We start from the raw sequence: 12464 nt of genomic DNA on the forward strand, positions 1-12464 counted from the left end.
GGCCGGGGGGGAAGGTGCAGGTCTCAGGACACATCGGCGGCGGCCCCGGTGAGGATCTCCCTGGCCAGCCCCGCGTTGCGCGCGATGTACTCGTGGTCCAGCATCTCGGCGTGGGTGCCGAAGCCGCGGAACACCGCCGTACCGGTGGCCGAACTGCCGTGCCAGGCACCCTGCTCGCCCACCGCGTAGAGGGCCACCTTCGCATCGTCGGAGATCACGCTGACCGGCGCGGCGATCACCCCGAGGTTCGGCGTGCGGCTGCAGAACTGCAGGTAGTCCCTGGCCTGTTCGCGGGTCTCCTGGGCGACGATGTCCGAACCGGTGTGCCGCTGCAGGTGCTCGGCCAGCTCCTGCTCGAAGGCCTGGACGTGCTCGTCGCCGAGCGCGAAGGAATCCAGGATCCGGTGCGAGTCCATGATCACCACATTGGGCACCGCCCGGCCGCGCCGCTCCAGCTCCTTGGCCACCTCGAAGGCGAGGTTCCCGCCGAGCGAGTAGCCGAGCAGGGCGCACGGCCCGTCCGGCTGGATGGCGTCGATCAGATCGGCGTAGCGGGTGACCTTGTCGTCCCCCGCGACGTAGTTGAACGCGACCATCCGGTACTCCGGCAGGTGCGCCGCGAACTGCCGGTAGACCAGACCGTGGCCACCGGCCGGCGGGAAGCAGAAGATCGTCTGCTGCTGCTCCTGGTTGAACCAGAGGTACGGCTGGGCGCCGTCGAGCCGGCCGGTGATGATGTGCTCCAGCGTCTTGGCCATCCCGTGCAGGGTGGTGACCTTGAACAGCTGGCTGACCGGGATGCTGATGTTGAACTCCCCCTGCAGGCCGTGGATCAGCTCGATCAGTTTGATCGAGCTGCCCCCGGACTCGAAGAAGTCGTGCTCCAGGCCGAGCTCCTCCACCCCGAGCAGCGCCCGCCAGTGTTCGGCCATCCGGACCTCGTAGAGGGTGACCGGCGGTTCGGCGGCCCGGCCGTCGGCCTCCGCCCGGGGCGCGGGCAGCGCCGCCACGTCCACCTTGCCGTTGGGGGTGAGCGGCAGCGCCGGCAGCTCGGCGAAGTGCGTCGGGATCATGAAGGTCGGCAGGTATCCGGCCAGGTGGCGACGGAGCTCCCGGCGGTCGACCGTGCGCCCCGGGGCGGGGACGCAGTACGCGCAGAGCACGTTCTCGCCGCTCCGGTCGGGCCGGACGATGACCACCGCCTGGGCGAGTTCGGGCCACTCGGCGAGCTGGGTCTCGATCTCGCCGAGCTCGATCCGGTGCCCGCGCACCTTGATCTGCGAGTCGGCCCGGCCGAGCAGGTGCACCCCGCCCCCGGCGTCCCAGCGGGCGAGGTCACCGGTGCGGTAGAGCCGGACCGGCTCGGTGCCGTCGGCCCCACCGAGCGGCAGGGTGACGAAGCGGCGGGCGGTCTGCTCCTCGTCACCGAGGTAGCCGAGGGCCACCCCGGAGCCCCCGATCCACAGCTCACCCGGCACGCCGGGCGGGACGGGCCGCCCGTGCTCGTCCAGCAGGTAGAAGGCGCTGTTCGGGAACGGCCGCCCGATCGGGACCATCCGGCTGGGCTCCAGGCCGTCGGCCGGCCCTTCGAAGTAGGCGCTGTCGATGGTGGCCTCGGTGAGGCCGTAGGAGTTGATCAGGCGGGTCGCCGAGCCGCACAGCGCACGCAGCCGCTCGTACTCCTCCACCTTCCAGACGTCCGAGCCGACCACCAGCAGCCGCATGAAGTCCAACCGCAGACCGGACCGCTCGCAGTGGCCGATCACGGTACGGACCACCGCCGGCACGAACTCGCCGGCGTCCACCCGCTCGGTCCGCATCACCTCGTAGAGCCGGGCGGTGTTGAACAGCAGCTCCCGGCCGACCAGCACCAGGGTGGCTCCCGAACAGAGCGCGCGGACGTAGTCCCCGGTGAAGACGTCGAAGGAGGGACCGGCCATCTGGAGGTGGACCCGGGCGTCGGTCTCCAGCCGGTACTCGGCCCGCCAGGCCTGGTAGGCCGAGACGAGGTTGCGGTGCGAGACCTGGACGGCCTTGGGCCGGCCGGTGGAGCCGGAGGTGTAGACGACGTACGCCGGGCTGTCGAGGTCCACCGGCACGTCGGTGAAATCGGCACCGGACCTTGCGGGTTCGGCCGGCCCGACGAGTTCGGCCGGCCCGACGATCCTGGCCGACAGCCCGCCGAGCCGCTCCCGGTCGCCGACCAGCAGACCGGCGCCGGCGTGCTCGACCATGTACGCCAGCCGGTCGACCGGGTGGCCCGGGTCCAGCGGGAGGTACGCCGCACCGGTGCGGAGCACCGCCAGAAGGGCGACCACCAGCTCCGGCGACTTGTCCAGGCAGAGCGCCACCACCGAGCCCGGTCCGGCGCCCAGGGCCCGCAGCCGGGCGGCCGCGCTCCGGGAGCGCTCCTCCAGCTCGCCGTAGCTCAGCCGGGCGGTCGGGCCGGACTCCACCGGGACGGCCACCGCCGGGGCGTCCGGGTCGGCGGCGGCCGCCCGCAGGATCAGCTCGTGCACCGGCTCCTCGTGGGCCACCCGCCGCTCGGCCCCGCTCCACTGCCGGAGCACCCGCCTGCGCTCCGCGGGGGCGAGCAGTTCCAGCCGGGTGGCCGGCTGCTCGGCACCCGCCCCGGTCAGACCCTCCAGCAGGTTGACGTAGTGCCGGGCGAGGCGGGCCGTCGTCTCCGGCAGGAAGAGGTCGGTGTTGTACTTGAAGACGCAGTGGAAGCGGCGCTGCGCCTCGTCCTCGTAGGCGGACAGCGTCAGATCGAACTGCCCCTCCTCCTCGGGGAGTTCGATGTACTCCAGGTGGTAGCCGTACTTCTCGGTGGCCACCTTGTGGTGCAGCAGGATGAACATCGCCTGGAAGACCGCCGAGCGGCTCGGGTCGTGCTGCAGCCCGAGCTTCTCCACCAGCAGCACGAACGGGTACTCCTGGTTGTCCAGCCCGCCCAGCACGGTGGTGCGCACCTGGGCCAGCAGCTCCGCCACGGTCGGCGCCCCGGCCAGTGAGGCGTGCAGCGGCAGCGGGTTGACGAAGTAGCCGTAGACGGAGCCGAACTCCTCGTCGGTGCGGCCGGTCACCGGGCTGCCGACGATGATGTCGTCCTGGCCCGAGTAGGCGTGCAGCAGCAGGTAGTAGGCGCTGAGCAGCACCATGAAGACGGTGACGTTGTGCTCGCGCGCCAGCGCGTGCACCCGGGCGCTGAGCTCCTCGTCCAGGGCGAAGAACTCGGAGGCGCCGTTGTTCGTCTGCACCGCCGGTCGCGGCTTGTCCGTGGGCAGGCCGAGGATCGGCACCTCGGCGGGCAGGTGCGAGCGCCAGTAGTCGAGCATCCGCGGCGCCTCGCGGCCGGCCAGGAACTCGTTCTGCCGGTTGAGGAAGTCCAGGTAGCGGGCGGTGACCGGGGGCAGCTCGGGCGCCCGGCCCTGCCGCAGCCCCTCGTAGACGGCGAGCAGCTCCTCGATGAAGGTGAAGGTGGAGATCGCGTCCGAGATGATGTGGTGGACGGCCTTCATGATCACCCAGTGCTCCGGCCCGCGCTTGAACAGCCGGAACCGCACCAGCGGGTCGCGCTCCAGGTCGTACGGCTTGCGGTACTCGCGGACGATCAGGTCATGGACCTCGGGCCACTCCACGCCCTGGACGTCGAAGACCCCGAAGTCCGGCTCCACCTCGGCGCGGACCCGCTGGACCGCCTGGCCGCCGTCCAGCACGAAGTTGGCCCGCAGGCTGGGATGGCGCCCGACCAGCGTCCGGAAGGCGACGGCCATCAGCTCCGGCTCCAGCTCCACCCGGACCTCGACCGCACCGCCGATGTTGTAGGCGAAGCCGTCCGGGTTGAGCTGCTTGAGGAACCAGAGCGCCTTCTGGTTCTGCGTCAGCGGGTGGTGCGACTCGTCCTCGTACCGCTCGACCTCGGCCGCGCCGGTGCCGCTGCCGTCGTCCTCGATCAGCTCGGCCACACCGGCGTGCAGCTGGGCGACCAGCTCGGCCACCGGCGCGTTGGAGAGCAGCGCCACCACCGGAAGGGCGGTGCCGAGCTCGGTGTTGAGCCGGGCCCGCAGTTCCATCGCGAGCAGCGAGTCCAGGCCGAGCCCGCTCAGGCCGGTGGCGGGCTCGATCTGCGCCGCGGGCACCCGCAGGACGGCGGCGGCCAGCGCGATGAAGCGCTCGGTGAGCAGCGCCCGGCGCTCCTCCTCACCGGCCGCCCGCAGCGCCTCCAGCAGGCTGCTCCGCTGCGGCGCCGGGGCGTTCTCCCGGGCGGCGGCCGCCAGGTCGGCGACCAGCGGCGGCGGGGCCGGGTACCAGGAGAGGAAGACCGGCCAGTCGACCACGGTGGCGACCAGCAACTGGGCGCGGTCCTGGCCCAGCACCCGCTCCAGCACGGCCATTCCGCTCTCGGGTGCGAGCGAGCTCATGCCGCGGCTGGTGCGGTAGTGCTCGATCAGGCCGAGTTCCTCGATCATGCCGGTGGCCCAGGGGCCCCAGTCCAGGCTGAGCGCGGGCAGGCCGAGTGCCCGGCGGTGGTGCGCCAGCGCGTCCAGGAAGGCGTTCCCGGCCGCGTAGTTGGTCTGGCCGGCGGTGGTCAGCAGCGAGGCGATCGAGGCGAACAGCACGAAGTGGTCGAGCGGCTCACCGGCCAGCTGCCGGTGCAGGGCGAAGGCTCCCAGCACCTTGGGGCCGTGGACCGCGTCGAACACCTCGCGGCCCAGCTCCGGCACCAGGGTGTCGCGGACCTGCCCGGCCAGGTGGAAGACGCCCCGGATCGGTGGCGACTCCAACGCGCGGTACTCGGCGAGCCAGTCCGCGAGGGCCCGTTCGTCGGTGATGTCCAGCGGCGCCGGCACGGGCTGGGCGCCGAGCGCCTCCAGCTCGCGCAGGAAGGCGACGTTGCGACCGGCGGCGCTCTCCGGATCGAGGCCGCGCCACTGCTCGCGCGGGGGCAGCGGACTGCGGCCGACCAGGATCAGCCGACGGGCGCCCCGACGGACCAGGGTCCGGCAGAGCAGCCGGCCGAGCGCACCGAACGCGCCGGTCACCAGGTAGCTGCCGTCCGCGCGCAGGCTGGGCGGCAGCGGCCCGGTCAGGCCCTCCGCGGGGCGCAGCCGGTTGGTCAGCCGGCGACCGGCGCGCAGCGCGATCTCGTCCTCGTCGGCCAGCGCGAACTCGCGCAGCAGCGCGGCCGCCTCCTCGGTGACCGAATCGGCCGGACCGAGGTCGATCAGCTTGCCGGGGTGCCCGGGCAGCTCCTGGTGGCGCAGCACCCGGCCGATCCCCCAGGCGGGCGCGCCGAGCGGCTCCACCGGCTCGCCGGGGGCGGTGGCCTGGGCGGCCCGGGTGACGATGTGCAGCCTGCTGTCGGGCAGTTCGGCGGAGACCAGGGCGGCCAACGTGATCAGGCTGTACGCGCCGGTGCCGGTGTGGCCGGCGACGGTGGCGTGGTCGGCGGCCGCCAGCGCGGGCCGGTCGAGGTTCCAGAGGTGGACCACGGCGGCCGGATCGGATGCCCCGGCCGCCCGCCGGTCGGCCAGCAGCCGGCCGAGGTCCGCGGCGGAGCCGGGCTCGACGGTGGACTCGCGCCCGTCGGCGGAGGTCCGGTAGCCGTTGCCCGGGCGGACGAGGTGGCAGCTGCCGCCACGCCCGGTGATCCGGGCGGCCAGCTCGTCGGCGATACCCCGGCTGTCGGCGAACAGCAGCCAGTGGTCGGGGTGTTCGGCCAGCTGGTCGGGGGCGTCCGACCCGGCCGGCAGCTCCGACCAGGAGGGCTCGACGAGCCAGCCGTCGATGGTGGCGAGGCCGACGGCGGTGGAGGCCTTCTCCACGTCGGCGACCCGGAAGCCGGTGATCCCGCCCAGCGGGGTGCCGCTCTCGTCGTGGACGGCGATGTCTCCGACGATCTCGTCCCCGCCGTCGCGGGTCACGGTGGCGTGCACCCAGAGCGGCTGCTCGCCGACCGCGTCCAGGCGGACCTCGTCGATGGCGAGCGGCAGCTTGATGCCCGTGCCCGCGGGGCCCGCCACCAGGAGCTGGGGTGTCAGCAGGGTCTGGAAGAAGGCGTCCATCAGCACCGGGTGCACCTGGTGACCGGCGCCCTGCCCGGTGATCGCCGCCGTCGGCCGGACGACGGCCAGCGCCTCGCCGGGGCCGATCCAGACCTCGTCGATGCCCTGGAACGCCGGCCCGTAGTGGTATCCCAGGCCGGCCAGCGCGGCGTAGCAGTCGGGGCCGGTCAGGTGGCGGACGGCGCGCCCGCGGATCCCCTCGGCGTCCAACCGGTGGCCGGGCCGCCGGCGCTGGCCGGGGCGGACGGTCCCGACGGCGTGGACGGTGCGCTCGGGCCCGTCGCCGGCGACGCCGTCGGCCGACCCCGCCGTGCCGGTGCTGATGGTGAAGGAGCCGTTCTCCGCGGAGAGGGTGAGCTGGACGGCGCGGCTCTCGTCGTCGGGCAGGAAGAGCGCCTTGCGCAGCTCGATGCCGGCCAGCGCGGCGTCGGCGCCGCCGGTCAGCGTGCGCACCGCCTGGACGGCCATCTCCAGATACCCGGCGGCGGGGAACAGCACCCGCCCCTGGATCCGGTGGTCCTCCAGGTAGGGCAGCGCCTCGGCGTCCAGCCGGGCCTCCCAGGCGGGCTCGGCACCGGCGAGGCGGCGGCCGAGCAGCGGGTGGTCCAACCGGCCCCGGCGGATCTGCTCCACCGCCCGGGGCTCGACCCAGTGCCGGTCCCGCTTGAAGGGGTAGCGCGGCAGCGGCACCGGGCGCCCGGCCGGCTGCAGCACCGACCAGTCGACCTCGACGCCGAGGTTGTGCAGGGCGGCCAACGAGGTGGTGAAGGTGGTCCGCTCGTCCTCCTGGCGCCGGATCGAGGGCAGCGTCCGGACCTCGGGGAGGTCGGCCCCGCCCGGCCGGGCCTCCAGCGTCTCCTGGATCGAGCGGCCCAGCACCGGGTGCGGCCCGACCTCCAGGAAGAGGCTGTACCCGTCGTCCCCGAGCCGCTCCACGGCCTGCTGGAAGCGGACGCTGTCACGGACGTTGCGCCACCAGTAGGCAGCGTCCAGCTCGGGGCCGTGCGCGGTGCCCTCCTGGCCGGTGAGGTAGAGCGGCACCTGCGCGGGGCGGGCCTTGAGGTCGGCGAGCGACTCCAGCAGCTCGTCCTTGATCAGCTCCATCCGGGCACTGTGGTACGGCACTTCGACGGTCAACAGGCGGGCGAAGACCTGCTCGGCGGTGAGCGCGGCAGCCAGCTCGGCGAGCACCGTCTCGTCCCCGGCGAGGGTGAGCGAGGTCGGGCTGTTGATCGCCGCCACCGAGACCGCGTCACCGTACGGGCGGATCCGGCGGACCGCCTCGGCCTCGGTGAGGGCGACGGCGAGCATGCCACCGGTACCGGCCAGCTTCTGCTGGAGCCGGCTCCGGTGGACCACCACCTTGACCGCGTCGGCCAGGTCGTAGACACCGGCCTCGTGGAAGGCGGCGACCTCACCGGTGCTGTGACCCACCACGGCGTCCGGCCGCACGCCGCGGCTGCGCCAGAGCGCCGCGAGGCCGACCTGGACGGCGAAGTTGGCGGGCTGGGCGAGCCAGGTCTCGGCCATCCGGGAGTGCGCCTCGTCGGCGGCCAGCTCGTCGGTCAGCGACCAGCCGGTGAGCTCGGCGAGGTGCTCGGAGCAGCGCTCGACGGCCTCCCGGTAGACCGGCTCGGTCGCGAAGAGCCGGCGGCCCATCCCCCACCACTGCGGGCCCATGCCGGTGAAGACCCAGGCCAGCCGACGGTGCCGGGCCTCGCGCCGCTGACCGGTCAGCACCCGGGGGTGCGGTTCGCCGCGCAGGTAGGCGGTGAGGGCCTCGTCCAGCGACTCGCGCGATTCGTAGACCACGGAGAGCCGGGCGTCGAGGTGCTGGCGGCGGTGGGCCAGGGTGTGGCCGAGGTCGGCCGGCCGGGCGGGGGCGCCGCCCCGCGCCCCGACGAGCTCGCCCTGGATGCCCGCCGCCAGCTCGGGCAGGGCGGCGGCGTCGCGGGCGGTGAGCGGGAGGACGGTGGGGCCGGACGCCCGCGCGGCCGGCTCCTCGGCCGGCGCCGTCCCGGGGGCCTCCTCCAGCAGGACGTGGGCGTTGGTGCCGCCGAAGCCGAAGGAGTTGACCCCGGCCCGGGCCGGGCCCTGGTGCTCGGGCCAGGGGGTGGGCTCGGTCGGGATCTCGAACGGCAGGGTGGCCGGGTCGATCGCCGGGTTGAGCCGCTCCAGGTTGATGTGCGGCGGGATGAGCCGGTGCTTCAGCGCCAGCGCGGTCTTGATCAGCCCGGCCAGGCCGGAGGCGGACTCGGTGTGCCCGATGTTGGTCTTGACCGAGCCGACGTAGCACTTGTCGCCGGGGCGGCGGCCGACCGCCAGCGCCCGCGCCAGGGCGTTCGCCTCGATCGGGTCGCCGACCGGTGTGGAGGTGCCGTGCGCCTCGACGTACTGGAGGCCGCCGGGCGTGATGCCGGCCTCGGCGCAGACCCGCTCGATCAGGGTCACCTGGGCGTCCGGGTTGGGCACGGTGATCCCGTTGGTGCGGCCGTCCTGGTTGACCCCGCTGCCGATGATGACGGCGTGGATCGGGTCGCCGTCACGCCGGGCGTCGGAGAGCCGCTTGAGCGCGACGACCGCGACGCCCTCGGCCCGGACGTAACCGTCGGCCGAGGCGTCGAAGGTGCGCGAGCGGCCCTCCGGGGAGAGGAAGCCGCCCTTGGTCTCGGCGATGGTGTACTGCGGCGCGATGTGCAGCAGGGTGCCGCCGGCCAGCGCGAGGTCGGTCTCGCCGCGCAACAGGCTCTGGGCCGCGAGGTGGACGGCGACCAGCGAGGAGCTGCAGGCGGTGTCCAGGGAGACGCTGGGCCCCCGGAAGTCGAAGCAGTGCGAGATCCGGTTCGACACCATCGTCATCATGGTGCCGGTGGCGGTGTGCGCGGCCAGGGTCTCGAAGGAGAGGTCCGAGAACTGGACGATCTTGTAGTCCAGGGTGAACGCGCCCACGTAGACGCCGACGTCACGCCCCGCCAGCTCGCCCGGCTTCTGCCCGCCGTCCTCCAGGGCCTCCCAGGCCACCTCCAGCAGCTTCCGCTGCTGCGGGTCCATGTGGTCGGCCTCCCGGCCGCTGATCCCGAAGAACGCCGGGTCGAACTCGTCGAAGCCGTCGATGTAGCCGCCCCGGCCGCCGACCAGCCGGCCGGGCTTCGCCTTGTCCCGACTGCCGAGCGTGCCCACGTCGTACCGGCTGCGCGGAGTCGGCGTGATGCAGTCCTTGCCGTCGACCAGGTTCTGCCAGAACGACCGGTGGTCGCTGGCACCGCCCGGGAACCGGCAGCCGATACCGATGATCGCGATCCTCTCCGGGCCACCGGCGGGGGCGGAGACGGTGGCGGCGGGGGCAGTCGAGGCGGCGGGGGCGGCACAGAGGGCGTCGGAGGCGGTCGGGGAATCAGAAGGATCGGGGAGTGCGGCGAGGCATGAGTCCGTCATGGTCGAGTCCTTGTGTCAATGCGTTCGCGCGCGCGACACGGGCGTGGGAGCGCCGCGCGGGCGGAGGGACGGCGGCTGCGGACCGGTCACGGGCAGGCCGGAGACCGGACCGGCCGAAGGGGACAGGCCGAAGGTCGGGGAGTGCACGGACGGATGGACGGCAGAGCGGCGGCGGAGCAGATCGGCGAGCAGGCGGCGGCGAGAGGGAACGGCGGACGGCGGCGCGCGGGACGGCGCCACCGGAACGCGTTCGGAATCGCGGAGGACGACGGGGAGACGGCGGTCGGCGAGAAGTCGGAAGGGGCGGACAGAACGTACGGACAACAGGAGGGGCTGGGAGCGGAACGTCAGACCGGGTAGTCGTCGGCCCGCACCGGCCGGTGCCAGGCCTGGAGATGACTGGCGATCACCTCACGCGTCCGGGGGAAGTCGGACGGATGCTGCAGCCCCACCACGGCCGGTCGGCGGCCCGGCCGCCAGGTGAAACTGCCGAAGGCGTGGTCCCAGACCGAGAGGTCGGACCCGTAGTGGCCGGCCTCCGCCAGATCGACGCTGTGGTGCAACCGGTGCTGCTCCGGGCCGGCGAAGACGTGGTTGAGCACACCGATCCGGACATCGACATTGGCGTGCACGAAGTAGCCCTGGGCGACCACGAACAGACCCACCACGAAGACCGATTCGGCCGAGAAGCCCGCCAGCGCGAGCGAGAGCTGCACGGCCCCCTGGGTGAGCAGCACGTCGACGATGTGATTGACCCCGTTGTTGGCGACGTTCACCTTGTCGGGCACGTGGTGCACTCCGTGCAGCCGCCAGAGCCATCGATTGGTGTGACTCCATCGGTGCATCAGATAATTGGCCAGCGAGCCCAGCAGCAGCGCCGCCGGAATCTCCACCCAGAGCGGCAGCGTCGGATGCGGCGGCGCCGCCCACCCGACCACGGCCGACACCGGCACCTGCGACAGCGCCCCACCGATCATCGTCAGCACGAAGTAGGTGCCGTACCAGCCCCACTCGCCGACACTCGGTCGCCATGCAGGTTCGTACGGGATCAACCATTCGAGAACCGTCAGATAGCCGATCGTTCCAATCAGGAAGAACTGGCTCACCCGACCGAGATCCCAGCGCCAGCGCAGGGCCGCCGTCGCTATCGACACAAGCGTGACCAGTAGGAATGGGTAGGCGACGTGACGTAGCACGGAGCGCACCTGCTCACCCATGGCTACCCCCTTCGCGAGCCACCATCGAACGATCACTGAAAGCATTCGTTCCGATACTAACGGTGCCCGGAAGGGGATGCGAGGCATTTTTGAAAAGAATCACAAGCGCCGTAATTTGTCGGATAATAGGTAGCCATACGATTCCCTATCCGATTCACCGGCTCCGCACGACGCTTTCTCATCGTCGGATCAAAGGACCGACATATGTCATTCATGCGTCATCGGCGCGGCCACACCACCGACACCGAACAGCCGTCCGCCCGCCCGCCCATCGGCGGACGGGCGGACGGGCGGACGGGCTAACCGAGCCGCGCCGGCAGGTTCCGCCCGGCGATGAACGCGCTGATCGCCGAGTTCACCGACAGCGAGTGGTCGCTGAGGAAGAAGTGCCCACCCGAGAAGGTCCGCACCGAACAGCCGCCGGTGGTGTGCCCGGCCCACGCCTCCGCCTCCGCCGCGGTGACCTGCGGATCCGCGTCCCCGGTCAGCACCAGGACGGGCTGCCCGATGCGGTCCCCGCCGGGCCGGCTGCGATACGTCTCGGCGGCCCTGTAGTCGCTGCGGACCGACGGCAGCACCATCTCCAGGATCTCCGGGTCCCGCAGCATCAGCGGATCCGTCCCGCTCAACCGCTCCAGGTCCCGGATCAGGGTCCGGTCGTCCGACCGGTGCACGTCCTGCGACGGGTCACGCGGCCGCGACGGCGCCCGCCGCCCGGAGACGACCACCCCCTGCAGCGCGATCCCGGCCCGCTCCATCCGGACCGCCACCTCGAACGCCACCGACGCCCCGAGGCTGTGCCCGAACAGCGTGAACGGCCGGTCGGCCCACGGCAGCAGCTCCCGCACCACCTGGTCCGCGAGCTCGTGGACATCCTCGACACACGCCTCGCCGGCCCGGTCCTGCCGCCCGGGATACTGCACCGCCAACACGTCCACCGAGGTGGGCATCGCCCGCGCCACCGGCAGGAAGTACCCCGCCGAACTCCCGGCGTGCGGAAAGCAGACCAACTGCGCCGGCGCGGCGGGCGCCGGCTGGAACCGCCGGATCCAGAGACTGCTCCGTTCCGGCGCCGCTGCGTACCGTGGCATTCCCATCCCTCACCCTCCCCCGGGCCACCCGAGACGGCCCACCTGGCTGCCATTCAAGCCCCGCCGCCGCACCGGGACCAGATGCCCATCCCCCTCATACGCCCCGCCCCACCCCTACCCACCCCCCTGACCACCACCCCCATGACGCCACATCACCCCACCCCCACCCACCCCCGGAGAACGCGAAAGGCCCGACCGGACCAATCCGACCGGGCCTTCCGGCGTCGCCACGCCGGCCACCCCTCCATCACCGGAAGAGGTGGACGCGAACCCGTTCACCCAGGAGGACGGCCGACACGGGAGCACGACTTGGTGCCCTGCCGCCCCGACGGCCGACCGATCGACCCGCACGACGACCGGGAGGAGTCCGGCGAACTGCTGGACGAGGCCAAGCGCCGAGGACCGACGCCGGCATGACGGGAGCCGCCACCGGGCAGGCGCGATCCTCGATGAGCCGGGGCTGGACCCCTTCACCATCATGGGGATCCTCGGTCGCACGCAGACCAGCATGACCAGCCGTTACGTCGGGACGACCGCTCCGACGACCCGTGAGGCCGCCAGGCGAACGGGAAACGCACCCTGGCCCCGACCGGCCGCAACCGAGACCGCGAACACGAGGGCCGCCGCGCGCGACGGCGGCGACGGATGCGGCA

Annotated in this window: 3 protein-coding genes; all 3 read right to left on the reverse strand. The window is 72.7% G+C overall.

Annotated features, from left to right (window positions below; genetic code table 11):
• Positions 1 to 23 precede the first annotated feature (23 nt).
• The 3 genes from ACFVYI_RS02305 to ACFVYI_RS02315 all read right to left on the reverse strand — a co-directional run bounded on the left by ACFVYI_RS02305 (position 24) and on the right by ACFVYI_RS02315 (position 11811).
• The gene (locus tag ACFVYI_RS02305) at positions 24 to 9503 is read right to left on the reverse strand and encodes an amino acid adenylation domain-containing protein (RefSeq protein WP_387880602.1); all 9480 of its coding nucleotides are present in this window, start codon (positions 9501 to 9503) and stop codon (positions 24 to 26) included.
• A 347-nt stretch (positions 9504 to 9850) separates the two neighbouring features.
• Entirely contained in the window at positions 9851 to 10720 is an 870-nt protein-coding gene (locus ACFVYI_RS02310) for a sterol desaturase family protein (RefSeq protein ID WP_387880604.1), read from the reverse strand.
• Positions 10721 to 11019: 299 nt separating this feature from the next.
• The gene (locus ACFVYI_RS02315) at positions 11020 to 11811 is read right to left on the reverse strand and encodes a thioesterase II family protein (RefSeq protein WP_387880607.1); all 792 of its coding nucleotides are present in this window, start codon (positions 11809 to 11811) and stop codon (positions 11020 to 11022) included.
• Positions 11812 to 12464 lie beyond the last annotated feature (653 nt).

Source organism: Kitasatospora sp. NPDC058218, assembly GCF_042882445.1.
Taxonomy (GTDB): domain Bacteria; phylum Actinomycetota; class Actinomycetes; order Streptomycetales; family Streptomycetaceae; genus Kitasatospora.

Excerpts from the sequence above, each read along its gene's own strand:
- ACFVYI_RS02305 (WP_387880602.1), bottom strand. The coding sequence starts at position 9,503 with ATGACGGACTCATGCCTCGCCGCACTCCCCGATCCTTCTGATTCCCCG.
- ACFVYI_RS02310 (WP_387880604.1), bottom strand. The coding sequence starts at position 10,720 with ATGGGTGAGCAGGTGCGCTCCGTGCTACGTCACGTCGCCTACCCATTC.
- ACFVYI_RS02315 (WP_387880607.1), bottom strand. The coding sequence starts at position 11,811 with ATGCCACGGTACGCAGCGGCGCCGGAACGGAGCAGTCTCTGGATCCGG.